General features: G+C 39.1%; 30 protein-coding genes and 1 pseudogene. 8 read left to right on the top strand and 23 right to left on the bottom strand.

The features are described 5' to 3' along the window. Nucleotides 1-316 precede the first annotated feature (316 nt). Nucleotides 317-925 (top strand): sugar O-acetyltransferase, encoded by a 609-nt coding sequence (locus RWN13_RS18700; protein WP_314066770.1) that lies wholly within the window; start codon nucleotides 317-319, stop codon nucleotides 923-925. 25 nt (nucleotides 926-950) lie between these two features. After that, a complete protein-coding gene (locus tag RWN13_RS18695; protein WP_314066767.1) occupies nucleotides 951-1334 on the top strand; it encodes a VOC family protein in 384 nt (127 codons plus the stop codon). 31 nt (nucleotides 1335-1365) lie between these two features. Here RWN13_RS18695 and RWN13_RS18690 read toward each other — a convergent pair whose 3' ends face one another. The 3 genes from RWN13_RS18690 to RWN13_RS18680 all read right to left on the bottom strand — a co-directional run bounded on the left by RWN13_RS18690 (nucleotide 1366) and on the right by RWN13_RS18680 (nucleotide 2860). Further along, nucleotides 1366-1794: a hypothetical protein gene (locus RWN13_RS18690; RefSeq protein WP_314066764.1), complete on the bottom strand. Its 429-nt coding sequence runs from the start codon at nucleotides 1792-1794 to the stop codon at nucleotides 1366-1368. A 75-nt stretch (nucleotides 1795-1869) separates the two neighbouring features. Then, nucleotides 1870-2430 (bottom strand): NAD(P)H-dependent oxidoreductase, encoded by a 561-nt coding sequence (locus RWN13_RS18685; protein ID WP_314066762.1) that lies wholly within the window; start codon nucleotides 2428-2430, stop codon nucleotides 1870-1872. Nucleotide 2431: 1 nt separating this feature from the next. Beyond that, a complete protein-coding gene (locus tag RWN13_RS18680; RefSeq protein ID WP_314066760.1) occupies nucleotides 2432-2860 on the bottom strand; it encodes a MerR family transcriptional regulator in 429 nt (142 codons plus the stop codon). A gap of 178 nt (nucleotides 2861-3038) precedes the next feature. Here RWN13_RS18680 and RWN13_RS18675 point away from each other — a divergent pair, with 178 nt between their 5' ends. Continuing rightward, entirely contained in the window at nucleotides 3039-4340 is a 1302-nt protein-coding gene (locus RWN13_RS18675; RefSeq protein WP_314066758.1) for an NCS2 family permease, read from the top strand. A gap of 245 nt (nucleotides 4341-4585) precedes the next feature. On the opposite strand, the gene RWN13_RS18670 is transcribed toward RWN13_RS18675, so the two are convergent. The 10 genes from RWN13_RS18670 to yeiL all read right to left on the bottom strand — a co-directional run bounded on the left by RWN13_RS18670 (nucleotide 4586) and on the right by yeiL (nucleotide 10249). Further along, nucleotides 4586-5539, bottom strand: a complete 954-nt coding sequence (locus RWN13_RS18670) for an alpha/beta hydrolase (protein ID WP_314066756.1) — start codon at nucleotides 5537-5539, stop codon at nucleotides 4586-4588. An 8-nt stretch (nucleotides 5540-5547) separates the two neighbouring features. After that, nucleotides 5548-6063 (bottom strand): DUF3278 domain-containing protein, encoded by a 516-nt coding sequence (locus RWN13_RS18665; RefSeq protein WP_314066752.1) that lies wholly within the window; start codon nucleotides 6061-6063, stop codon nucleotides 5548-5550. Continuing rightward, on the bottom strand, nucleotides 6060-6266 hold the full coding sequence (locus tag RWN13_RS18660) for a helix-turn-helix transcriptional regulator (RefSeq protein WP_314066750.1): 207 nt from the start codon (nucleotides 6264-6266) through the stop codon (nucleotides 6060-6062). Before RWN13_RS18660 ends, RWN13_RS18665 begins: the two co-directional genes overlap by 4 nt. 217 nt (nucleotides 6267-6483) lie before the next feature. Continuing rightward, nucleotides 6484-6660, bottom strand: coding sequence for a hypothetical protein (locus tag RWN13_RS18655; protein ID WP_314066749.1), 177 nt, complete (start codon nucleotides 6658-6660; stop codon nucleotides 6484-6486). Next, a complete protein-coding gene (locus tag RWN13_RS18650; RefSeq protein WP_314066747.1) occupies nucleotides 6657-7232 on the bottom strand; it encodes an HAAS domain-containing protein in 576 nt (191 codons plus the stop codon). The genes RWN13_RS18655 and RWN13_RS18650 overlap by 4 nt, the downstream gene beginning before the upstream one ends. Continuing rightward, entirely contained in the window at nucleotides 7225-7542 is a 318-nt protein-coding gene (locus tag RWN13_RS18645; protein WP_314066744.1) for a PadR family transcriptional regulator, read from the bottom strand. Before RWN13_RS18645 ends, RWN13_RS18650 begins: the two co-directional genes overlap by 8 nt. A 110-nt stretch (nucleotides 7543-7652) precedes the next feature. Beyond that, nucleotides 7653-7886 carry a hypothetical protein gene (locus RWN13_RS18640; RefSeq protein ID WP_314066741.1) on the bottom strand — a complete coding sequence of 78 codons (234 nt, stop codon included), beginning with the start codon at nucleotides 7884-7886 and terminating at the stop codon, nucleotides 7653-7655. Nucleotides 7887-7964: 78 nt separating this feature from the next. After that, nucleotides 7965-8612, bottom strand: a complete 648-nt coding sequence (locus tag RWN13_RS18635) for a TetR/AcrR family transcriptional regulator (protein WP_314066738.1) — start codon at nucleotides 8610-8612, stop codon at nucleotides 7965-7967. Nucleotides 8613-8726: 114 nt separating this feature from the next. After that, the gene (locus RWN13_RS18630) at nucleotides 8727-9299 is read right to left on the bottom strand and encodes a TetR/AcrR family transcriptional regulator (protein WP_314066737.1); all 573 of its coding nucleotides are present in this window, start codon (nucleotides 9297-9299) and stop codon (nucleotides 8727-8729) included. A 278-nt stretch (nucleotides 9300-9577) separates the two neighbouring features. Beyond that, nucleotides 9578-10249 carry a transcriptional regulator YeiL gene (gene yeiL / locus RWN13_RS18625; protein WP_314066735.1) on the bottom strand — a complete coding sequence of 224 codons (672 nt, stop codon included), beginning with the start codon at nucleotides 10247-10249 and terminating at the stop codon, nucleotides 9578-9580. Nucleotides 10250-10322: 73 nt separating this feature from the next. Here yeiL and RWN13_RS18620 point away from each other — a divergent pair, with 73 nt between their 5' ends. The 3 genes from RWN13_RS18620 (at nucleotide 10323) to RWN13_RS18610 (ending at nucleotide 14516) form a co-directional block, all read left to right on the top strand. After that, entirely contained in the window at nucleotides 10323-10994 is a 672-nt protein-coding gene (locus RWN13_RS18620) for a hypothetical protein (RefSeq protein ID WP_314066734.1), read from the top strand. 319 nt (nucleotides 10995-11313) lie between these two features. Further along, nucleotides 11314-12783: a UDP-N-acetylmuramoyl-L-alanyl-D-glutamate--2,6-diaminopimelate ligase gene (locus RWN13_RS18615; RefSeq protein ID WP_314066732.1), complete on the top strand. Its 1470-nt coding sequence runs from the start codon at nucleotides 11314-11316 to the stop codon at nucleotides 12781-12783. 266 nt (nucleotides 12784-13049) lie between these two features. Then, nucleotides 13050-14516 (top strand): UDP-N-acetylmuramoyl-L-alanyl-D-glutamate--2,6-diaminopimelate ligase, encoded by a 1467-nt coding sequence (locus RWN13_RS18610; RefSeq protein WP_314066730.1) that lies wholly within the window; start codon nucleotides 13050-13052, stop codon nucleotides 14514-14516. Here the strand turns inward: RWN13_RS18610 and RWN13_RS18605 are convergent. From RWN13_RS18605 to RWN13_RS18565, 9 genes and pseudogenes are all read right to left on the bottom strand, one after another. Further along, nucleotides 14513-15109, bottom strand: coding sequence for an N-acetyltransferase (locus RWN13_RS18605; protein WP_314066728.1), 597 nt, complete (start codon nucleotides 15107-15109; stop codon nucleotides 14513-14515). The two genes, RWN13_RS18610 and RWN13_RS18605, sit on opposite strands and share 4 nt — an antisense overlap. Before the next feature lie 140 nt (nucleotides 15110-15249). Then, nucleotides 15250-15906 (bottom strand): DUF4310 family protein, encoded by a 657-nt coding sequence (locus RWN13_RS18600; RefSeq protein ID WP_314066726.1) that lies wholly within the window; start codon nucleotides 15904-15906, stop codon nucleotides 15250-15252. Between the two features lie 18 nt (nucleotides 15907-15924). Next, complete coding sequence (locus tag RWN13_RS18595; RefSeq protein ID WP_314066724.1) at nucleotides 15925-16707, bottom strand: DUF4311 domain-containing protein; 783 nt, start codon at nucleotides 16705-16707, stop codon at nucleotides 15925-15927. Then, nucleotides 16704-17081 carry a DUF4312 family protein gene (locus RWN13_RS18590; protein ID WP_314066722.1) on the bottom strand — a complete coding sequence of 126 codons (378 nt, stop codon included), beginning with the start codon at nucleotides 17079-17081 and terminating at the stop codon, nucleotides 16704-16706. The genes RWN13_RS18595 and RWN13_RS18590 overlap by 4 nt, the downstream gene beginning before the upstream one ends. Nucleotides 17082-17093: 12 nt before the next feature. After that, on the bottom strand, nucleotides 17094-17450 hold the full coding sequence (locus RWN13_RS18585) for a glycine-rich SFCGS family protein (protein ID WP_314066719.1): 357 nt from the start codon (nucleotides 17448-17450) through the stop codon (nucleotides 17094-17096). A 65-nt stretch (nucleotides 17451-17515) separates the two neighbouring features. Beyond that, a complete protein-coding gene (locus tag RWN13_RS18580; protein ID WP_314066840.1) occupies nucleotides 17516-17848 on the bottom strand; it encodes a PRD domain-containing protein in 333 nt (110 codons plus the stop codon). Between the two features lie 684 nt (nucleotides 17849-18532). After that, nucleotides 18533-19726, bottom strand: a pseudogene (locus tag RWN13_RS18575) (BglG family transcription antiterminator); the annotation flags it as partial. Nucleotides 19727-20020: 294 nt separating this feature from the next. After that, complete coding sequence (locus RWN13_RS18570) at nucleotides 20021-20677, bottom strand: CatB-related O-acetyltransferase (RefSeq protein ID WP_314066716.1); 657 nt, start codon at nucleotides 20675-20677, stop codon at nucleotides 20021-20023. Nucleotides 20678-20978: 301 nt separating this feature from the next. Further along, nucleotides 20979-23003, bottom strand: a complete 2025-nt coding sequence (locus RWN13_RS18565) for a penicillin-binding transpeptidase domain-containing protein (RefSeq protein ID WP_314066714.1) — start codon at nucleotides 23001-23003, stop codon at nucleotides 20979-20981. A 126-nt stretch (nucleotides 23004-23129) separates the two neighbouring features. On the opposite strand from RWN13_RS18565, the gene queG reads away from it, so the two are divergent. Together queG and RWN13_RS18555 are read left to right on the top strand one after the other, a co-directional pair. Next, nucleotides 23130-24275, top strand: a complete 1146-nt coding sequence (gene queG / locus RWN13_RS18560) for a tRNA epoxyqueuosine(34) reductase QueG (protein WP_314066713.1) — start codon at nucleotides 23130-23132, stop codon at nucleotides 24273-24275. A gap of 132 nt (nucleotides 24276-24407) precedes the next feature. Further along, nucleotides 24408-24968: an NAD(P)H-dependent oxidoreductase gene (locus RWN13_RS18555; protein WP_314066712.1), complete on the top strand. Its 561-nt coding sequence runs from the start codon at nucleotides 24408-24410 to the stop codon at nucleotides 24966-24968. Between the two features lie 48 nt (nucleotides 24969-25016). Here RWN13_RS18555 and RWN13_RS18550 read toward each other — a convergent pair. Further along, nucleotides 25017-25423: LPXTG cell wall anchor domain-containing protein (locus tag RWN13_RS18550; protein WP_314066709.1), on the bottom strand; the 407-nt coding region annotated here is incomplete at its 5' end.

Genomic DNA, 25423 nt, shown 5'->3' with positions numbered 1-25423 from the left:
AACTATTTGTTTGTTACTGCGATATTGTTTCTCATTTAAACGACTTAATCCCTACCATCTATTAAATCCTTGCAATCCTTAAATTGCGCCAGTTTGAATAAATTTCCTAAAAATCAATTGCGTAAATACTTATACCTATTTTTAATACTCAATTAGTATAACACATTCTCTACTATTACGCAATTACAGTTTAATGACAAGAAGATTTCAAAAACAAGATTATCCATTTCAGTTCATTAAGATACACCAGGTCAGTTAGTAATTACCGTGGTATAATAGCCATGAAGTCATTACATTATTAATTGGAGGTTAGACGTTGAATCAAAAAGAACGCATGTTAGCAGGACTGCCCTATAAAGCTTGGCTAGATGGGTTAAGTGAAGAACGCTTAAGTTCACGAAAACTGACCCATCGTTATAATACGATGGAACCTGGGAATCCTACGGAACTAACGGCTCTCATCAAGAAAATTATCGGAAAAACCGGTCAAGAAATCACCATTGAACCACCTTTTCGCTGTGATTACGGGTCTAATATTGAAGTTGGCAATCATTTTTTTGCTAATTTTAATTGTGTGATGTTAGATGTCGGAAAAATTACCATCGGTGAAAACGTCATGTTTGCCCCAAATGTGTCTCTCTACACAGCCGGTCATCCAGTTCACCCAGACTCTCGTAATTCTGGTTATGAATACGGCATTGCCATCACCATAGGAAATAATGTTTGGGTCGGCGGAGATGTTGTCATTAATCCTGGCATTAACATTGGCAACAATGTGGTCATCGGCTCCGGCAGTGTCGTCACAAAAGATCTTCCCGATAATGTGATAGCAGCTGGAAATCCTTGCCGAATCATTCGTGCTGTGACAGAGGCTGATCGAGACTACTATTACCGGGACAGGCAGTTTGATGTCAGTGACTATTAACTAACTTAATCTGGAGGAATGTAAGATGAAACTTGAACACAGTGCTATCTATGTTAACAATTTGGAACAAATGAAAACATTCTATCAAACGTATTTCGATGCCGTTCCTAACGACAAATACCATAATCCCAAAACCGGATTAGAAACCTATTTTTTGAGCTTTAAAGGAGACAGTCGATTAGAATTAATGACTCGTCCTGAAAAAGTGGAATTAGACAAGCCGCTTTACCGAACAGGCTTAACTCATTTGGCTTTCTCGACAGGTAGTAAAGACGCCGTCGACGAATTGACACAACGCTTAAAAGAAGATGGCTTTCAAGTTATTAGTGGGCCTCGAACAACTGGCGATGGCTATTACGAAAGTTGTGTCCTTGATCCAGAAAATAATCAGATTGAAATTACAGGTTAATTCCTCGAACTAAAAGAAACAGCCGATCCCATCAAGGAATCGGCTGTTTTTTTGTTAACCGACTACCTGTAGCCACAGGATTTCCTTCTAAGACCATTTCATTATTCGTCAACGTATAGACGTCACCGTGTTTGCGAACCAAATATTCCGTACTAATTAGAGGAGCTTCAAGACTGCCATTATGATATAGTTGCAAGTACAAACGACCAACCCGCTGTCTAAATCGATAATCGGATTCCTTTTGCTTGTTGATTATGTAGTCACCGCTTGTGTTTAACTCAAGCTCCATTTTAATTGGGCTCAAGGTAATTAATTTGCCATTATTGACTTCTACCGTTTGGTAAGTCCACACCCCTAGGAGCTCGTGAGCCATCCACTTGTTGCGACCATAACTACCAATCAAAACTACACCCAAAAGAATCCAACTTACGGATCCCCAATTTAGCAACCTCTTTTTCATTTGACCACCTCTGAGACTTAGGTTAACATAGGTCAGTGAATGGATTCAATTGTTCGTTCACGTTTTAATCTTTTATTAAATTTTTGCCAAACGATCTAAAAAGGCGTTTTTCTTTTCCTTAGGGCTAGTGGCAATGGTTCCTTCATTTATCCATTTTACTTTTTTTAGCCCAATATCCTTTAAGACTCGCTTAATCAATGTTTTAGCAATTGGATTGCCACCAAAATATTTAATATACCAAGTAGGAGATTGAGAAGTAGTCACAATGTAAGTTTCTTTCACTTGACTCAGCTGACCCACTAGGACACCTGCCTTCCCTTCCTTATAAGCAAACTCCTTTAGCATCACTTTATCAAAAAAACCTTTTAATATAGCTGGCATCCCATACCACCAAATCGGAAAAACAACGATTAACCGATTAGTCTGTTGCAGCAGTAGTTGGTAATCTTTAATTAATGGATCGAGACTCTCTCCCTTTGAAAACAAAGCCAGCTCCTCAACGCTCATTACCGGATTAAACTGGTCGCCATATAGATCAATGACACTTGCTTCAGGGTATCTCATTACCAATTTACTCAGTATGCTCTGATTAAAACTACCTGACCAAGGGTGGGCATAAACAATTGTCGTTTTCATTTTACTTTTGCTCCTCATTAATTTTTTGATAAATATCATTGATTGTAGCGGCTATTTCCGGTTCCACTTCTTCATAATTCGCCTCAATGGCTAAAGGTTTAATTCGCGTCAGCAACGACAGAACTTCCTGATAGCGAGCAATCTTGTGTTCAAGTTCTCTTTCTTTTGCTGTCAATAACTGTTCAGATCTTGCTTCACAGTCTGGCGTCGTAGGCAACACCATCATCTCCAACATCTGTTTTATTTCTTCAATTGAAAAAGCGGCATACTTCATGACTAAGATATAGCGGGCTCGTTCCAAGTCATCACTACTATAAAGTCGATAATCATTTTCCCCACGTTTTGGTCTTAACAAACCCGCTCGCTCATAATAGCGAATGGTTGAAACTTTCACTTTTAAGCGCTTGGCAAATTCTTTGATTGTATACATTTTCTCACCTCATACTCCTAAGTTAACATTGAACCACGGTGCAAGGTCAAGAAAAAAACAGCGAATTATTTAAATACCAGTCAAAACGACTTTTAATTGCTAATAGGTCAATTCTTTGATAGGATATCAGAGGTATCATGTTTCTTATTGCCATAATATTTTGGAAAAGGAGATTTTTATGGATCGATTTTTTAAATTAACTGAACAAGGAACCACTGTTAAGACGGAAATAGCTGCTGGCTTCACTACTTTCTTAACCATGTCTTATATCATCATTGTTAACCCTGCTATTTTAACAGCTGCCGGTATCCCCGCTAATCAAGTATTTATGGCGACGATTATTTCAGCAGTCATCGCCTCAGGTTGGATGGGACTAGTGGCTAATTACCCAATTGCCATCGCACCTGGTCTTGGTTTAAATGCTTATTTTGTTTCTGTCGTCGCTACAGGTGTCGATTACAAAACCGCATTCTCCTCTGTTTTTATTGCTGGGATTATTTTTCTCTTGCTATCTTTAACTAGCTTTCGAGAAAAACTCATTCTGTCAATTCCAGAATCGCTGAAATCAGCCATCTCTGCTGGTATTGGCTTGTTCATCGCCTTTGTTGGCCTACGCCTATCAAGTGTGATCATCGCTGATCCTATCAACTTAGTAAAATTAGGCGATTTACACAGTCCAACTGTCTTATTAACTTTATTTGGATTAATGCTAACAGTCATACTTTTATTATTAAATGTCCCAGGAGCCATTTTCGTCAGCATGGTAATTATCGCCATTGTGGCTTTTGCTACAGGTCAAGTCACCTTTGACGGCTTTATTAGCTTGCCTAGACTAGGAAATCAACTGATGATAACTAATCCAATCAAGCCATTTAAAGACATCGTCAATCACAGCTTATATGGTGCTGTCTTGTCTTTTTTACTGATTACGATTTTTGATACTACCGGCACAATGATCGGCGTAGCCAAACGAGCCGGCTTGATGAAAGACGGTAATTTACCACGTGCCAAACAAGCACTCTTCGCAGATGCGCTTGGGACAACTGTTGGTTCGATTTTCGGCACAAGCCCAACTACCGCTTATATCGAATCAGGAACAGGTGTGGCAGTTGGCGGTAGAACTGGTTTAACAGCTGTTGTCGTTGCCTTTCTGTTCTTTCTTTCAAGTTTCTTTTACCCAATCGTCAGTGTCCTTGCCAGCGTGCCAGCGATCACCTCTCCTGCCCTAATCATCGTTGGTAGTATGATGATTGGTGAAGCAGCCAATATCAACTGGGACGACTTCTCAGAAGCCTTTCCCGCCTTTTTAGTGATTATTGCGATGCCATTAACTAGCAGCATCGCAACTGGTTTAGCTCTTGGTTTTATGACCTATCCAATTACTAAATTCATCAAAAAAGAATCAAAAGAGGTTCACCCATTAATTTATTTATTCGCCGTCCTATTCTTCATTCAACTCTTTATTCTCGGCGGACACTAATCTATAGAAATAAAAAAACAGGTGTACTCGGCGAGGATGCTGAAAAAGTCCGAATTTTCTTAACAGAAAATTCGGACTTTTTATTTTTCCCCACTAGTATAGTAAATACTAATAAAATGTGAAGGTTCATCTCCACTGGGAACGCCTATTTAAATCTATTTTTGGAACTGAATTTTCCTATTTTTTTATTTTGTTATTTTATGAGTTTTTCAGCAGCCTCGTACTCGGCACCTGTTTTTTTATTTCTATTCCAATTCGTCTGTGGATTGACTTGTCATAAACTCCTCATACAATTTAGCAATTTCTGGCGACTTGGTATGATGTAAATAGTGTTCGCCTTCTAGTACCACCATCTTGCCCTCCGTCAAGCCAGACAACATCTCTTCATGTAAACTAATCCATCCTACCGTATCATTTTCACTGGCTTTAGCCAAGATAAAGAGAACAGGAAAATCAGTTGGATAACTTAATCGTTTAGCTGCTTCAAAATTAGCCTTCATATTTTTTGACTCACTCACATTACTTGAATTACCCATATTTTTTAGTGAAATCATGCGGAATTGTTCTTTTAAATGGGCATCAACCTCCGGATAAGCAATCATCTCAGGTGTTACTTTGGTCAACAAGCGATACAGACCTGAATCCCCTAAAAGCTTGAGACTATCACCTTGGTTATCTTCCCCACCAGGTTGATTTGGCACACTACTGTCAATGCCGACAAAAGCGGTGACTTCATCAGGGTAGCGATTGATGTAGTCCAACGTGTAAATACCAGAAATAGAATGCCCCATTAGCGTATAGCGATTGATTTTCAACTTGCCTAACACTTGATGAATTTCGGTACTAATTGCTTCTAGAGTACGTTCTTTTTCGGTTGACTCACTTAGTCCATAACCAAAAGGTTCAATGACAACAACTTGATACTTTTTAGCTAATTCTGTTGTTAATTGCGTAAAATCAATAACAGGTGATCCAGTTAGAAATCCAGGTAACAGAACAACCGTCTCAGACCCAGTTCCAGTTATTTCCACATTCATTTTTTTCTCTCCGACCTCCATCAGCTTGCCATAGGGTTCTATTTTTTTACTTTCTCTAGCCTCACTGATACAATTCACTACATAAACACTTCCAAAAAATAGAACGATTAACCCAATTAAACTTCCTGCTACAATCAACAATACTTTTCCAACTTTTTTCATTTAACTGCCTACTTTTCTTCGTATTTTTTCACTCTAAAATGGACTGATAAATAAAGCCCACCCCCACCAATAATCGTACAAATCACTAACGATTTGATTAGATCCACCCAATTTAAACTAATAGTTTCACCTATAAAAAAGGGGATAATAACACCTGTTAACAAATAGATAAAACCTCCTGCATATGCGCCTTGGATCAATGACCGTCTAAGTGCTCTTTTTTTATAATCTCTCAACTCCTCTGGGGTTTCAAATTCCGTTACATTTAACCCTTTGCCGTATAACCTGATAACCAAGTACAGAGAAGATAAACTGTTAATGAGAATGAGCCCCACACTTGCTACAGATAAGGTATTGTTCATCTGGTCCATCACGATGATAATGACCATTAGAATGTTATTGGCCAATAAGATCCCCAGCCCATTCCAACTAAATATTTGCCGAATCTCCTGTAATTCGTACTCATCCCGCTTTGAATCAACACCTACTAAGAAGTTAAATAGACGTTCTTTTTTATCCTTCATTCCAATCCCTCCTGATAGGTCTGCCAAAACAATGTATTTAAATCTGTCTCCAATGCCACGGCTAATTTAATACATAAATCCAAAGATGGATTATACTTCCCATTCTCAATTAAATTTATCGTTTGACGAGCAACCTCAACTTTTTTCGCCAGTTCCAATTGAGATAATTTTAATGCTTTTCGATGTTCTCTAACAGTATTCATAGCAATCCTTCCTTGATATGTCATATATATACGACATTATAAAATCAAAAAAAAGAAATGTCAACTATATATGACACTTCCCTCTATCTGCTCCTTCAACAATGAAAGCTTCATGATAATAAACACTGACAAAAATCCCAGTACGATCCGATTGCAGCTATCTAGGCTTAAGAAGAGTAATGGATTATTTGCCTCAATTTATACTAAAAATCACCCCTTATTGATCAAAGCTTTTAGGGATGGTGATAACTTGGTACCATTGCTTATTGTCCGAACGAAATTCCTCTCCTTTAAAACCTGACAAACTAAATCCAATCGCCGCAGTCACAATCCCTACTAAAATCAATCCCAGACTTCCCTTAATCAACACTCTCTTAAACTCATTTTTTTTCATGATTGCACCACATTTCGTTTAAATAAGATCAATAACTTTTTGCTAAAACCTTGCGTTATACCAGTAATTCGACCTGCCAATTGGACTGTTAGTAACAACAATAACAACCCTAACCCTAAGGTTATCAGCCCTATCCCAACTTGAGTAACCACGTAAAATAAAGCACTATTAAAGGGCGCTCCAATAAAGCAAGCAACCGAGACTATTAGTCCAGCTAAACTAAAGGAACCAACCACTAACGGTCCACACCACAACAAGATGTAGGCTGATAAAACAAACAAAATAATGGCCAGTAAAATGGTTCCCCAAAGTGGTGCTCCTAAAATTAGTAATGCATAATTCCATGATTTTTTGCCCGTTGTTGGCAAATGATAAGTACTCCGTTCAGAAATAATTGCTTTGGAGATTGTTTCAATAGAGTCGATAAAACTAACGGCTTCCTCCTCTGTATGGCCGTCTTCCTGATAATCCTCAATCATTTCATCGTAATATTGAACAAAGGTATCAAAATCTTCAACACCTAAATTTTTTAATTGATTGCCTAATCGACTCAAAAAGGTCGCTTTATTCATCTTCTATCACTCCTTTAATAAAATTATAAACCTCTGTCACTTGATTCCAGTCCTTCAAAAATTCCTTGATATAGTATTCGCCCCCTTGTGTAATTTGATAATATTTACGAAGACGACCATTATATTCAACAGAATGTGACTTAACATACTCGCCGGCTTCTAATCGTTTCAAAATAGGGTATAGCGTGGACTCTGACATGTCAATGACTCGACTCACATCTTTCACAATTTGATAACCATAAGACTCCCCTTTTTTTAATACCGCTAACACACAAAATTCCAATAAACCTCTTTTTAGTTGACTGTTCATCGTAAACCTCCTGACACATAATACTATACATCGCATAGTATTATGTGTCAATGAACTTTAGGCAATAAAACCAAGTTCATCCTTAAGACCTAGATTAAACTTAAACAGATTTACTTTTTCTTAGCTTCACGCCTCATAAATAGACCACTAGCCAAAGCTAAACTGCCAATGAGCAAATATCCTTTCATCTCAGTTGCCACTCCCAACAACAGAAAACCAGTCCCGATTCCCAAATTTATCATGCTATAACACTCCAACTTTGGCTTAGTTGTGTCAGGCAATTTTACTTCTACACCGATGTTTTCATTAATTCTTCTAATTTTTTTATTCATCTCATCGATCATCTCTCATCACCTCCCTTCAAAGTAAATCAGATACATACTGAAGGTATGTATCTCTATAAAAAAATGCTAACAAGCATTTTAATTAATTTTTTTTTGAATAACCTCATACATCATTAAGCACGCCCCGATGTACTCATCATCGATTAAGGGAAAATTAACCCCCTCATATAGCTGCTGAAAAAAAAGCAATTTATGAAGAATTTCTTTTTTACTTAGCTCATATATTAGAGGAGCCAGCCAAATATTTGTGGAAAGAACAAGTAGCTCGGCAATTTCTTGAGGAAATTCTGTAATTATTGAACCGTCGCTGATCCCCTCTTCCACAAAATCTTTCATCAAAGGGATCGCCGTCTCGTAAGCTGTTTTATATTGATTCCCCACCATTTGAGGATTGCTTAACAACGTTCGAGCAGAATAAGCCAACATTTGATGATCAGTTGCCCGCATGGTCATCAATGATAATTCCCTGATTTTTTGGAACCCTGTCAACCCCTCCAAACGGTCCAAACGCAAAGAAACTTCATTGCCATATTTCCGCTCCAAAACCTTATCAAAGATAGCTTTTTTCGAACTAAAATGATGATAAATAACGCCTTTAGTCAATCCTCCTAATTGGTCAATTATATCTTGAATCGTTGTATGATCGTAACCATTCCCTAAAAATAGTTTCTCCGCTACATCCAATATTTTTTTTTCTGTCTCTTCTGGATACTTATTACGAGCCATTTTTCATCCTCCACTATACATACCTTCAGTATGTATCTTACGTGGTTAAGGAGTTGATGTCAAATTAAATAAAAAAGTGTAAACAGTTATCTATCTGCTTACACTCACCATTAGTTAGTCATCACTTTTCGGCTGTAAAAATAATTCAATTTGAAAACGTAAATATTGCTGTCGCTGGCGCACATTTAAAATATCAATTCCACTATAGCTTTTAAACGCATCTGCTCGCAACAATAATAACTCGGTAAAGGTCACTATCTGCAAAGCAATCATCCGACAATAAGCCGTCGGAATACGATTTTCATAAAATTCTTCAACTAATTCCAACAGTTCTGTTTCCATAGTAAAATCAGCTGTCAATAAACCATAAGGTACCGTTAATCGGAGGTAGTCTTGGTACTTAATTGCAGTGTCACAAAAATAATTTAAGAATTGATAGAGTTGCTCCTTCGGCTCCGCCCCACTTTTTAATACACTGATAAAATCAGCAGATTCTTTTTTCATAATCTGTTGGATCGCTAAGTTAATTAATTCATCTTTACTCTTAAAAAAATAATTAATCATTGCTAAATTAGCTTTTGCTTCTTTGGCAATTTGCCTAGCAGTCACTTTTTCTGGCTTATTCGCTTCGGATAATAGTTTGACCGTAGCTTCTAATAAACGCTCCTGTGTATCCCGCTCCCCCATTAACTTTCCTCCTTTTACTTATAGGTTCGACTTTCAAATCTTTGTGCTTCAGCCCTTAAAATTTGACGAGATCGTAACGTAGTGAAGTGTCCACTATCGCTAATTGCTGCCCTTATTCTTGTTGCTTTATTACTGTTAGGAATACGGAACAACTCAGTAAAGTTGCAAGCCGCTTATACTTGTAATGCTTTTTTTCCTTTATTGTCCTAAATAATCAGTTTACAAACATGTTTAATAGTTGTTTAATTATAGTGTACCATTATTGAAAACATTTTCAACTAGGCATGGATATCTTTTGCTAATTTTTTTAACTGAGCTCGACCAATAATCAGGTAGCCTTGCTTCTCTTTTAGGATGATCTCTCTGTCCCGCAACTGCTTGAACGTATAAAGTAGATGGCGATAACTCACACTTAAATAATCTGCTACTTCTGTGTGTTTCTCTTGATAGCGACCAGTTGTTTCCGTGTAAAGGATAAATGCTGCCAAGCGGTTGATTAAGGGGTAATTCAAGCCTTCACTAAAACGATCTGTGCGAGCTAAGAGCTTCTTAGCTAAGTATACATTAAGCTGCTTCAAAAAAACGGGGTCTTCCAATAAGACTTGACGATTTTCTTTCAATGGAATCACCAAGCAAAGACAATCACTTTGAGCCACAACGTCTTTCGTTCGCTCTTCCACTTCTAGGAGAGTTAATTCCCCAATTAACTCTCCTTTGCGCATAAAATGAATAATCGATTGTTTGCCATCCTCATGAATCATATAAATTTTGGCTTTTCCTTTAAGCAATACAAATAACTTATCAGTGCCCTGATTGTAACGAATGATTCGTTCTCCTCGTCTATACCACTCAAGATGAGCTAATTCCTCTATCGGAAGTCCCATCAAACTTTTGACTGGTTGCCACAAATCGCGATACTCTGACCCATCATTTAATCTGACTTTTTTCATTCGCGCCTCCAAACTGTGAGATATCTCCTATTATTATCTCTAAATAGATGATAAATTACAACAGAAAGGCACGGTGATTCTTTATGAAAAAATACGCATACTCATTTCTCTCCTTTTCTACACACTGACAGGGTTTGGTATCAGTTTGAGTATTCTGGCTAATGTAGGCGTCAGTAGCTTTAACTCTTTAAATCTCAGCCTATCTGAGCTTACAACTATCAAAATCGGAACCATGACCACCCTTGTAAACGGCTTATTTTTATTTCTCTTTATCCTTTTAACACGAGGAAAACTACTGACTAGCTACTTGATTCAAGCCATCTCCGATCTATGCCTTGGTCAGGTGATCAACTTTTTTGTTTACGGCGTCTTTGGTCAACTAATTTTAAACGACTATGTCAATCGCTTAGCTCTTTTTATTTTAGGAACAATCATTGGCGGTTTCGGCACCGGCATGGTACTAAACTTGGGAGTCTTAGCTTTTCCCATTGAAAGTGTTTGTCAGATACTTGCTGAAAACTGGCAACAAACATTTGCACCTCTACGTTATGGCGTAGATGTGATATCAGTCGCCCTTTCCATTCTGATTTCAATCATCACTGGTGGACCGCTCTTTGTGAGAGAAGGCACCATTATCAGTTTACTGCTCCTCTCTTTCACTATTAGCTTAACAAAAAAACAATTTGAACGCTTTACTAAGAACATCGGGAATCCATCCTTGAAAGGTAATAACCTAATCGAGTAACGCTATTCAGTCATCAAGGAAGCAGATAGCCCCACTCTATAGACTGCAACGGTTTCCGACCAGGAAACCAAGTGCAGTCTCTCTCTTATTTCAAAAGACAACTCTTAAATATCAATCAGTTTCTTAATGTCCTCATTTGTGTTATGATTAGGCACACACTAACGTCATCCATGTACGTTCATACCTAAATCACCTCCTCTTATTAACAACAGTTAAATAACAATTTGTCACCTCCTTTATTCTTTTCTTCTTTACCTTTTTTAGTTTCAATTACTAATTGCGTCTGTCCCTTTAACCTAAGAAAAGAGGAAACACCCTAATGAAATTATCCGAACTCATTTCCACTTGTTTTGTCAAAAATGATTGGTCAGGTATGGCCAATTTGAACATCTCCAGCTTGACCCAGTACATTGAAGAAGTCACAATAGGCTCACTTTTTATTTGCATTAACAATACTTATTACGATGGTCATGACTTTATTCAACAAGCAATCGACCAAGGTGCAAGCGCCATCATTGTTGATCAACTTCCAACTGTTCAAGGCCCTTTTATTTTAGTTAGCCATACGAATAAAGCCATGGCCCAAGTTGCCAATCAATTTTATGGTTATCCCAGCCGTAACATGCGAATGTTTGGTGTGACTGGTACAAATGGTAAAACAACTACCACATTCCTGATTGATGAAATTCTTAAACACGCTGGCTTTAATAATGGCTTGATCGGTACCCTTTACAATAAAATTGGCCATAAGTATTACCCTACGCCAAATACAACCCCCCATACAGTTCAACTACAAAAACTATTAGCAGAAATGTCCCAAGCCGAGGTCACAGACTGTGTGATGGAAGTCTCTTCTCACGGGTTAAAACAAGAACGTGTTCTAGGAATTGATTTTGATGTAGCAGTCTTTACCAACTTCACTCAAGATCATCTGGATTTCCATGAATCTATGGAAGATTATTTACAGTCTAAAACATCTCTTTTCACCCGTTTAGGCAACGCCTTGTCGGAAACACCTAAAGCTGCCATCATCAATATCGACGATTCCTACGGCCAACTATTTGTCGACTCAACACCCGCCAATGTCTATACTTATGGATGCCTAGGCAAAGGTGATATCCAAGCGATTAACATTCAAAGCACAGCTAATGGTACTAATTTCGCCTTACTACTTCTAGACAAAGAGTACCCACTAAGCACACATTTAGTCGGTGAATTTAATGTCTATAATATTCTAGCAGCATTCGGAGCAAGCTACGCAGCTGGCATCTCTCCCGATACAATCATCGAAGCAATTCAAGGTATCACAGGCGTTAAAGGCCGTTTCCAATCAGTACCAAACGATGCTGGTGTTATGGCAATTGTTGATTATGCCCATACTCCAGATGGTCTCCTAAATGTCTTGACAGTGGCAAACAAACTGACCACAGGTAACTTGTATTGCATCGTTGGTTGCGGCGGCAATCGGGATATTAGCAAGCGTCCTTTAATGGCCCAAATCGCCATTGACCATGCCGATCATGGGATCTTCACAACGGATAACCCTCGAAATGAACGACCAGAAGCAATTATTGCCGATATGACTGCCACATTAACTAAAACTAACTTCGACGTTGAATTAAATCGTCAACTTGCCATTGAACTGGCACTCAGCAAAGCACACGCAGGTGACACGATTTTAGTAGCTGGTATGGGTCATGAGACCTATCGATTGCCTACAGCTCCTACGATAGATTTAGACGATGTTCAAGTCATTGAGAACTATTTCCAAAAATTATCTCCCATTTAAACTTAAAAGTGTCTCTTATTTACAGCCCTTTTAAGACAGCTGAAAATCAGCTGTCTTTTTTATTTGAAACCGCTTTTCTACAAAAAAAAATATGCTATTATGGACGTAGATAACACCCGAAACAAAATCATTGTCTCCCAAAATCGATCACTACTCTCAGATAACTTGCATGTCTCAGCCAGCCTAAAATTACCTTTTGCCAATTATGTCGCTAGTTTTGCTAATTTCCCGTCCCTTAAGAACCTAAAAAGGAAGGAGTAACGACAATGAACTTGCAGCAACTTATTTCGACTTGTTTAGTCAAAAATGACGTTTCTTCATTGGACAGTCTTACTATAACCTCTATCACTCAATACATCGACGAGGTAAGGTCCGGCAGTCTCTTTATTTGCATTCACAACAGTTATTACGATGGCCATGATTTTATCCAGGAGGCCTTATCCCAAGGTGCAACAGCAATTGTGGTGGCAAAGTTGCCCCCTTACCCAGGTCCTTTTATTCTGGTAGCAAATACGGAACGAGCATTAGCTCAAATCGCGGCTGACTATTATGGCCATCCCAGTCGTGGTATCAGATTTATAGGTGTGACAGGAACCAACGGAAAAACAACCACGACTGTTTTGATTGACCGAATTTTAGCTTATGCAGGCTACAACAGTGGCCTGATTGGGACACTCTATAACCGAATTGGGCAGGACTTTTTGCCTACACCAAATACCACGCCTCATACCGTGGAACTGCAACAACTCTTAAGACAAATGGCAACAGCTGAGGTAACTGATTGTGTCATGGAAGTATCCTCTCACGGTCTAAAACAGGACCGGGTTCTAGGTATTGATTTTCATGTAGCCGTCTTTACTAACTTTACTCAGGACCACTTGGACTTCCATCCCGATATGGACGATTATTATCAATCCAAAAGTCGTTTATTTTCCCGACTTGGTAATCGTTTTGGTCACACTGCGAAAATGGCCGTTATTAACATCGATGATCCGATTGGCCCTCAATTAGTGGCCCTAACCCCCGTCAATACTTTAACCTACGGCTGTGGCCAAGGTGATTTACAAGCTCTTGATATCTCAACAAGTGCAAAGGGAACGAGCTATACCCTTTCACTTTTTGGTAAACACTATCCTTTGCGAACCCGATTGATTGGTGACTTTAATGTCTACAATATCTTAGCTGCTTTTGGCGCTGCCTATGCTATTGGGATTTCACCGGAAACAATCATTTGTGCCTTAACAGACATTGAAGGAGTTCCTGGTCGCTTTGAAATTGTCACAACCAATAACAACATAACCAGTATTGTGGATTTTGCCCATTCTCCTGATGGGCTGCTAACCGTTTTGCAAACAGCTCGTAGTTTAACTAAAGGAAAGCTATTTTGCGTCATGGGCTGTTCTGGCAATCGAGACATCAGTAAACGACCAATTATGGCTCAGATTGCCGTTGATCACGCCGATCACGTTTTTTTCACCACCAACAACCCACGGAAAGAAGACCCACAGCAAATCATTCGTCACATGATAGCTGGTTTGAATGCTCCTAACTACTCCCTTCAGAAAAATCGAAAACTAGCCATTAGGGAGGCCTTATCGATGGCACAACCTGGTGATATTGTGTTAGTCGCCGGCATGGGCCCTCGAGCTTATGACGATGACGGCTTAAACCAAATGATTACCGATCGAGAGGCCATTCAAACAATCACTCAAGCAAAAACACTTTCCAATTAAAGGAAAGTGTTTTTGCTTGGCTCTATTGGGCATTTCATCAACAACCAATTCTTTTCACCCAGTATCCAACTAGTCAGATTGTAATTCTCTTCGGCTACTACGCTAAACCCCATTCTTCGATAAAGTTTAACCGCTTGTTGATTTCCTTTAGCCACATGAAGAATTACCCAAGATTTACCTGAATTCCGACCTAAGTTCAAGATATGAGTTAATATTTGTTGACCATAACCATGCCTCCTTGCTAAATTGCTAACTGCCAAATGACTGATGTATAATTCACCAGCCTTTGGTTCAGAAGATAAAAGACTTAAACCAACTCGCCATCGGATGCTTTCTGATAAACTTAGTCCCTTCCCCTCGTTGATCTGTCGCAAAGGATATTCCCTTGCAACCAAACTAAAGCATCCAACGATTTCCTGACCTTGATTCACCTCAAAGCGACGTTCCTTATTTTTTTGAGAAGAACGAAGGTACCGTAAAATAGTTTGATCGTCTCCCACTTTTAACATCTGTTGCCATTTCCCACGAAAAGCTTCCACCATTATTAACAATCCTTCTTCACTAAAAGCATCTGCCACTTCTTTTATTTCCACCTATAACCACTCCCCGCCTTCCTTACCTTCACAGTATAACTCGGGTACTTAGGCAACAGTCAAGAGACTCTCTTAATTTTTCAAATAAAACAAGCACTCTCTCAATCCTTGACTTTGATTAAGAAAGCACTCGCTGTACTTTACATATCTAGTGTCACTGGAAAAACCGCCCCAAAGATCATCGCACCTAAAATTGCCCCTCCGGCAATTGGCTTTTTCCAAACATAGAATATCAAAGCGCCAATCACGGAACCAATGCCCACTGGTATAGATGCCCCACAAGCACTGATGATGATCAGCGGTCCTAAAAAACGACCGGAGGCATTTCCAGCCCCCATCATCACATCTGCCCCAAAAGTTGAATTACTTTGATTAATCGTAAATTTACGAATCACAATAATCAAACCGCCAACAATTCCACCAATAACTAAACCTGTTATTAAAGATAAGGCGTAATTATTGATTGGTTGAGTGATTCCCATACTAAGTAAAATGGCGGGCACCCCAATCCCAATCCCCGTTAAGATTGCCCCACCTATATCTAAAATCCCAACCAGCGATCCTTCCAATATTCTAGCGAATAAGAAACTGGCTCCAAAAGCGGCTGCCGCTCCATAAGAACCGCCATCTAAACCAGCTTTAAGCATTGCCACAATCGCTACTTCATTAAAAGCCCCAACGCCATAAGTCACGTACATATGCGTTCCTGCAAAGACACCTGCCGATAATAAACCAACTAAAATCGGAAAGGACCAGTCCCCATACCAAAAGTCTTTTTTTTCTAACGACTCATTCATTTTAATTTCCTCCTTTTCCTAGTTTCCTAAATTAAAGATATTGTGGACATCTTGCAGCCAACCTGGTATCCTCATTCGGAAACTTTCAATCATTTGTAAATCAAAACCACGGAAAAAGCCACTAAACACAAACAATAAAATGATTGCCACTATCATGCTTTTTGTCACACGATTCCAGCCAATTTCATCGACCCCTTTGCCAATCAAAATCCCTAGAACCACTCCCGGAACCGCATTTCCCATGACCATGGTGGCTAATCCACCAAAAATAGTGGCCCACAATCCCGATCTTTTGCCAGCATCAATCGCCGCTAACCAAAATAGAACAGGCATAACCGTGTTAATCAATAAATTAGCTGCAGGTACTAAAACCGCTACTGCCGTTACTTGTAATGATTCTGGAATTGCCGAAGCTGTTGTATTTAAGAAAGCAACTACCACCATTCCAATTAGTCCACCTGCCATTCCCATCTTTTTTGGATTATGAACCGTTTCCGCTACATTTTTATTTCTAACTAAAAGCGCCGCGGCCGCCCAGTTAGGAATCACCCGATGATCCACGTCCTGTGTAAAGGCCCCAGCCCCAACAGTCGATGCCCAAGCGTTGAAGAAAAACCCTAAACCAAATGAAAAATGACTTGCTGCATCGCCTTCACAAGCATTCATTTCACCTAAAGTTCGAAAAGCTCCTAGCCCCTGGGTACTAGGGGCATGAAACATTCTAGCAGCCCCTGCACCAACAGAAAAACCAACTAAGCCACCAATTACCAATGATTTTAATAAAATAATAATAACACTCATTTAATTGCCTCCTTATGACTTTTTTTCATCCAACGAGGAAGCGGGACATGATTAGGAGCTAGCACTTTTTTTTCAACAAAAGTGACTTCTTCCATTACGATAGACGTCACTTCAACAGTCACATCCAATAACACACGATAACTGATTCTAACCCGTGGTACAAAGAAAAATAAAAATCGCTCTGTGTAAGTTTCCTCTTCCGCTTTAACCACCTCAATTCTAATTGGCTCAATCCGTGCTATCACGTCATTTTTTTCTTTCAAAATTCGTCCGTGAATCTGATTAAGTCCATGAGCGAAAGCTTGGTGTTTTTCATCTCCCGTTCCTTCAACTTGGATAATTTGTTGCTTTTTAATCGTGATATTCTTCATCATGTCCTCTTCCCTTTACTCAGCCTGCTTCTTAATAAAAGCTTCCACCAAGCGCTTCCCTAATTCTTCTTGATCCATAAAACCAAATCCTAGAACGGTCTTCCCTTCACGAATTGCCGTTACACCCTCTTCAATGGAACGCATTCCGTGACGTTCAGGGTATCCGTATTTTGTCGCTGCTGTTAAAGCCCCCGCACCACCACTGCCACAAAAGGAAATTCCCAAATCAGCTGTTTCCTGTTGCATGACGTCTCCTAAACGCATGTCTGCCCCCATGCCTGGTACCACAACGGCGATTCCTCCTGCTGTTTCCACTCCTTTAGCAACATTCTGCCCCTTACCTAAACGATCTGCAATAACTACTTTTATCATATGAAACACTCCTTTTTTTGATAGACCTAATTTCGTCTCAATAGTGAGACTTTTTGGACATTGACTTAATTATTTTTAGCCGTTTCAAAATGTATCGATAAGACATACTTTTCATCCACTGATAAATTAGCAATCTCATTTACAATGACTTCTGCCAACTCTAACGAAACCTCGGAAACCTCATCAAAAAGTTTCACATCAATTTCTGGCAACTTCTCCTGTTCAGTGGAACGGCGAATCATCTCGTTTAAATGATTAATTAAAATTGTCCACTGAATTTCTGTTGGCTCTATGCCTGCCTTATTTAGCAATTTCTCAGCACTCATCATAATAGCTTTTAATTTTTCCTGATACTGACTTTCATTCACAATATTTTTGGCATCCTCTGACAGACTCATCCTAAGCGACACTTCCTTTTTCAAATAATGTAATAATGCTAAAATCTCTGATTCATTAACTGGTAATTGATTAATGGCAAAAACACTCTCAATTTCAGCGACAATCCCTTGATGTTCCCCAATTATTTGTTTGCTATCAATACTCATTTGTTGATATTGAGCTTTGTAGACGATTCGGTGAACCATCAAAAACACATGTAGTAAAAAAGAGTCCATTAATTCGTGATCAATCCGCTCCGATAAAATTTCCTTTAAACTTTCAAAAATAATAAATCCTTTGACGATCAATTCCCGACTTTCTTCTTCTGTCGTCAAGCTAGACTGACTTTTATGGCGTAATTTCAAGCTGACTTTACTGCCGGACTGGAGTCCATTTGATAATAAACCATCAACCAACAGCTGAATTTTTTTCAAATCCTCACTAGTCGGAATCGGGCTAACTTTAATCCAAGTGGTATCACTTTCTTCAATCGGAAATATAGTAATAATCAAATCTGGTAAACAAGATTTAACGACCTCTCTTAAGTTTAAAATTGAGGCAAAGGAGACGATCTCCAAGCCGTTAATCTCCTCAGAAATTTTTTGCTGAATTAAACTAGTAACACCAAGACCTGTGGAACAGACATAAACAACTTTGACACTGTCTTTGGTTCGAAACTTTTCAACTGAAACTAAAAAGTGAAGCGCTAGATAAGCGATAAATGAATCGTTGACAATCAAAGCTGAACCACTTATAGCCCGTAAACTCCCCTCTTTGATTGCAGTATACAAGGCAGGATATTTCGCCTTGATATCCACAACGAAGGGATTGTATTCATTGATAAAAAGATGTTTCCGCGCTAATCGCAAAGAAAGATGAGCAAATAAATTTGTAAATAACACTTCATCCCGATCAAAGGGGCAACTTAACTTCCGAGCGACATGGGTAATTATCTGCTCTGCCATATTCGCAATGTCCTGATTTTGTTCATTTTCAAAGACATCACTGTAAATGTAATGATACTCGTCCTCTAAAATCGGCAGCTCGTATTTTTCATAAATCGCTTGGACTAATAAATAAGGTAGTTCTTTTTTTCTTAAAAGTCCTTGTTGATCAGCTAAAAGTTTATAGCGCCCGATTGTCTTTTGACGAACTAAGCGAGTGACAGATATCGCTGTTCGAATGGTGATGGACAGTATTTCACTGTAATTCAACTGCTCAAAAATATCACCGTCAATCAATTCCGTCATGCTATTCAAAGTCTCTCCATAGGTCACTTGAAATTCCCTATTTGATCCAATATAAAGTTTAAATGCCCGTTCGTAACTATCAGACTTAACAAGCTTATTCATAATATTGTATATATCGTACTCAGATAACTCAATTTGAATAATTTGTTCCAGAGCAAGTCTGATATTCCCCTCTTCTCCTACAACTTTAATACCTTTTCGGGGTTGTTTAATTAGTATCAAGTCATTCTTTAACATAAACTCTTCAACTTTTTCCAAATCACTGGTAATAGTATTTTTACTTACACCTAATTTTTCACTAAGCCGGTCACTGCTAATGTACTTCCCTTGATTCAGAAGTTCGAAAACTAACTTGTAAATTCTAACCTCTTGATCCACATTATCTTCTAGTTTTTCCAATTGCAAGATCTCGTTTTTTAAGGACAATTTTTGAAAGTCCGTCAAATCAAGCCAAATTCCCTTTCCACGTTTTGACCTTAATTCATACTCTCGTTCCCCGAGCCAGAGACGAATTGTATCTAAGTCATATTTAATCGTGCGAACGCTCAAACTGAACTGTTCCGCCAATTCTTTGATCTGCATAACACCAGTATTAGTCAATAAATGCAATAAAATACTGTTTTCTCTTTTACTTAGTTGAATGGGCATCGCCATGTCTCCTTATCTGACTAACACAAAAAAAGGTTAGTTTATCATTCTTGGCCAATTTTTAGGATAACGTTTTCTTTCAACATCCTTACTTTATAACAAGGTCTTCTTCTCCACAACACAAAAAATTTGCACTTCCTTAAGTGCAAGCTAATCAGATGTCTAGTGCATTTCCTTACATCACCTGCCTCAATAACCTTTACCAAAACCTTTTTTGTTAAATCGTTACCGAACAACATTATAATATTATATCCACAAAAAAACTTGCTTGGCTAGCCAAACAAGTTTCATAGATTAGTTCATTTGGTTCAACTGGTAAAAGCGATACAATCCCTCAATATTTCCACTCATCAAAAGCGGAATCGCCTTTTCAACTTGGTAACGTGGCCAGTCATACCACCGAATTTCTTTTAGCCAATTTTGTTCCTGTAAAGTGAATCGCTCTTTAATGAGTTTGGCAGGATTCCCACCGACGATCCCATAGGCCGGCACATCCTTCACAACTACTGACCCAGCAGCCACAATCGCTCCTTCAGCAATTCTTACCCCAGGCATAATCATAGCATTCATACCAATCCAAACATCACTTTCAATAATTGTATCGCCTTTACTTTCATAAGATCTAGCAATCGTCTCATGAAAGGGGTAAACCGTCACCCATTCAGGATGGTGGTTGTGATTACCACCCATTAAAATCACCACACCACTGGCTATACAGACATAATTACCAATGAATAAGCGATCCAATTTCCAACCAAAGGACGCAATTGGATTAAATAATTCCCGAGAGACCTGATCTCCCCACAGATAGCGAACACAGCCATCTTCGAAATTTGGTTGCCCATAATACCCTGAATAATATGAATAGTCTCCCACTGTGATCAAGGGATTTGTGACTATTTCATTTAAATAAACTGTTTCTGACCAATGATTACCATTATTAATTTCCATTTTCTTTTCCTCGCTTCTAAGTAGTCCTTTACCTAGAAGCCACATACCACTGCGACAGACTTAAACCTCATTAGACGACGGATCATCGTCATCACCCTCTTCTCTTAATGTGACACAGTTTAACAAAAATTCCTCTGATTTGTCAAGATTCAAAACTGGTCCACTGTAATTAATCAGTTTCAGTCTTACAACTTGTCCCAACAGAACTATGGACTAGCAATCTACGACTCCTATCAAAAAGAGAATCCAACTAAAAGAGGCTAGTCTCTTTTGGTTAGATTCCCTCATTACCATGGCTAAACTACTTTGTCATTATAGATTCTATTAATGCCTGATTCAAAACAGTAGCTGATTGTCCCGCCTCAGCACTTTCTACTAGAGACACAACCAAAGGCTGATTAGTTGCCCCATCAAAAGCTAATAAAAAGCTATTTTCCAAGCCCTTGATGTCTTGTTTTTCTTTGATTTCAGCGGTTCCAGTTTTGGCTGCTAGCTGATAACTAGCACTATTTAAGCCGTGAGCAGTTCCATTTGGATCAGAAACCACTTTTAACATGGCATCCTTCACTTTATTAGCGGAATCTGCCGTAACGACATTTGGTACTTGTTCCTTTTCTTTGTCTTTAAGCAATTTCGGAAAAGTCATCGTACCCTGATTGGCAAAGACGCTGTACATCGTAGCTTGCTGTAAGGGGCTGATTAATAACTCCCCTTGACCATAAGCCGTATCTGCTAACAAGATCTCACTGCCAAAGGACTTCTCATTGGAAACCTGTCCTGGCGCGACTTCCAATGGAAGGTCAAACTGATGGTCAAATTGAAATTTAGCTAAGCCCGTGCGAAAAACTTGTTCGCCCATTTCCAGTCCCTCTTGGGCAAAATAAATATTATCTGAATAAATTAAGGCATCGACCATGTTAACTGGAGATACATTGGAGACTCTAGTTACCCAATAGCCCCCCCAAGAAACATCTTTCTGCCACTTTTCTCCTTGAATCTCTTTGCTCTTCTCAGGAGTTGTAATCCCCGCATCCATTCCAATTGCCGCTGTTATGGTCTTGAAGGTCGATCCTGGTGCATAACCCGTCGCATACCGAGCTAAGAATGGTTGCTTATCATTGTTGGCATAAGCATCGTAATCTTTTTTTGAAATACCGTTAGCCATCTTATTTGGGTTAAATGAGGGACTACTAACAAGTGCCATCACGTCCCCTTCAAGAGGGTTCATAACCACTGTAGCACCTTTAACAGCCGCTATTTGCTCATAGGCCTTGGCCTGAACTGCAGCATCCAGTGTCGTCACAATCGTTTCCCCTGCTTTAGTTTCCTGCTGGATTAGCACTTTCTTTTCAGCCCGATTTTCATCCGCCACTTTTAAGACACCACCTTCAACACCGCGTAATTCTTTGTCAAAAGCAGCTTCTAGTCCTGTTTTCCCAATCAGGGAATTAGCTTTCAACGAAGAATTTTTTTCAATATCCTCAGCGGTTACCTGCCCCGTATAGCCAATCAGTTGTGCCCCAGCTTCTTTTAGCGGATAATAACGAATCGGAGTTTGACCAATGGTTAAGCCAGGAATCCCTTCCAGATTAGGTGTCTCGTCAATCAAAGTCTTAATCGGAACAAAGTGATCGTCCTGAACCCAGCTGGCACTTAGTTGCTCATTGATAAAGTCTTCAGTCACATCTAAAGCCTCGCTAATTTGCTTAATAGCCCCAGCTTTTTGATCAGCCGTTCCCAGTTGACCAGGAATGATCCCCACTTGGTTGGCATTCTGGTTCGTCGCAATGTCAGTACCGTTACGGTCTTGGATTTTACCTCGTGCTGGAGGTTCCATTTCCAACAACACAATATCCTTACCGCTCATTCCTTCAAAAATCAAACTAGGATCCCACTCGACTTTATACTCTTTATCTTCTTTAATCAGATTGGTTTGATAGCCTTGTTCCAGTTCGCCCAAAGGCGTCTGCATCGTTAATTTATATGACAATAAAAAGGAACCTTTATCTTTTCCTTTTGTCACCTTTACCTCTTTAGCCTCAATACCTTGAAATCCCAACCCATTAAAAATATTATCGTATTTATCAACGATCTCCTGTTTTTGATAGCCACTGTTTTTAACGGATGCAGTAGATAATTGTTGCCCCATTTTTTTGTAGTCTTGTTTTTCCAAGGACTTAATATAGGCTTCCTGTACATCTTTGTACGGTTCTGTATTTAATGCAAAGTAGATTCCACCACCGGCAATCGCCAAGACAGCTACTGCACCAAGGCCAATACCAAGCCAATTAGTAGTCTTTTGCTTCCGATCTCTAGTCAAAGCCATTTACCTTCACCCCTAATAGTTTATTTTTCTCTACTATTATCATATAATAACTACAGACAAAGGGGAACCTAATTTTTAATTATTTGGCAACTATCCCTTTTTTACAACAGAAAGGACGAGATATCTGTGTATCAAGGCTTAAAAGAAAAGATTATTGCTGCTAGTCGAGACTTAGGTATCGATAAAATTGGCTTTACTGACGCCACCCCCTTTACCCATTTAAAAGAAAGTCTCGAAGAACAAAAAGCAGCTGGTCACACAACTGGTTTTGAGCACCCAGTTATTGATGATCGCCTTTATCCTGAGCGAATTTTCGACCAGCCTCAATCAATTATCTCCATCGCTCTGGCTTACCCAACTAAAATAAAAGCCAAGGCAGCCTCTGTCAAAGGCGATCGTCGCGGTAGTTTTGCCCGAGCTTCATGGGGAATCGACTATCACGATATTTTAAAAGAGCGCCTGCAAAAATTGATTGACTATATACATGAAGTCGCTGGCAGCGAGCCTGAGCTTCGATTTAAGCCCATGGTTGATACTGGCGAACTAATTGATGTCGTAGTCGCACAACGAGCTGGTTTAGGCTTTATTGGCAAGAATGGGCTATTGATAACCGAAGAGTTCGGCTCCTATGTTTATTTAGGTGAAATTATCACAAACATTCCCTTTGAACCAGACACTCCTATCGACAATCAATGCGGAAGTTGTACCAAGTGTATTGACTTATGCCCAACAGAGGCACTGTTAGGTGACGGCAGAATGAACGGTCAAAAATGTTTGTCTTATCAAACTCAAACCAAAGGATTTATGCCCTTAGAATATCGTCCTAAAATTCGAACAATCATTTACGGTTGCGATATTTGCCAACAAGTTTGCCCCTTTAACAAAGGAAAAGATTTTCATTTTCATGATGAAATGGAACCCGATCCAGAGGTTGTGACCCCCTTGCTAACACCGATGCTAACCATCTCGAATCGCGAATTTAAAGATACCTTTGGTTCTCTAGCAGGTTCTTGGCGAGGAAAAAAACCACTTCAACGAAATGCCATTATCGCCTTAGCCAATGCTAAAGTTAAAACGGCTATTCCCAATTTACTGGCGGTTATTGAAACGGACCCCCGACCGGTGATTCGCGGAACTGCGGCTTGGGCTTTAGGCGAGCTAGCTTCTCCCGATAACCTAGCCATTATCGAGTTTCTCACTGATTTACAAGAAAAAGAAACGGATCAAGCTGTTCTAAAGGAAATTGGTTATGCCCTTAAACAGCTCACCTAAAAAAAAGCTTGCTATTGATTAATCGCCCTTTTAATACATATTGCTTGCCTTATTCTACGAGGAGTTATACACTTAGGTTAACACTTACTAATTATTGGTAAGTAATTTAAGTTAGCGAAAGGGAGTTTACATATGTCAAACAAAAAAATTGGTGTCTTAGTCGGAAGTTTAAGAGCAGGGTCATTTTCCAAAAAAATCGCAAAAGTTTTAGCAGGTCTGTTTCCAGCTGGTTACGATGTGGAGTTTATCGACATCAGCAAACTGGACATGTACAATCAAGATTTTGATGATGAAGATCGTGCTCCTTCTTCCTACGCTGAATTCCGTCAAAAGCTGAGTGAACAAGATGCGTTCTTATTTGTTACACCCGAATACAATCGCTCTGTTCCCGCTGTTTTAAAAAATGCTTTAGATGTTGGTTCTCGTCCTTATGGTCATAATTTGTGGGGAAAAAAAGCTGGCGCAGTTGTCAGCGTCTCTCCCGGTAATATCAGTGCCTTTGGTGCCAACCATCACCTGCGCCAAAGTTTGGTCTTTTTAGATGTTCAAACCTTGCAACAACCCGAAGCCTATATCGCTAATGTCCACACGTTACTAGCCGAAGACGGCTCAATTAATAATCCAGGCACGTTAGAGTTCTTTCAATCAATCGTTGATGCTTTTATCGCTTTGATTGAACAATTAGCAAAATAAACGAAAAAAAAGCCAACCTCGATAAATAAACCGACGTTGGCTTTTTTGCTATTGATAATACTTTCGTTGTCGCCTTCTCAGTTGTACTCCGATAAACGCTACTATCAGGATACCAATATTAGTAATATAGGTCTGGTATTCTTCTCCAGTTTTAGGTAAAACCGTTTGTTTATTTGTCGTTTTAACATCTTTTTTACCACTAGTTGTAGAAAGCTTGCTGGTTGGTGTTTTTGCACCACTACCATCTCTATTTGGTAATTCATCTGTTGGCTCTTTATCTGGTAATTCTTTAACTGGTAGATCTGTATCTGGTAATTCTTTAACTGGTAAATCTGTATCTGGTAAATCTGTATCTGGTAATTTTCCAGTTTCTTCTTGCAAATTAGTCTTACTAACCTTTAGAGCTACTTTTTGATTTTTAACAATTTCAAATTTCACCGGGGTGGTATCTAAGT

This window comes from uncultured Vagococcus sp. (assembly GCF_963518325.1).
GTDB lineage: Bacteria > Bacillota > Bacilli > Lactobacillales > Vagococcaceae > Vagococcus_D.
This window is presented reverse-complemented; position numbering and strand designations above follow the sequence as displayed.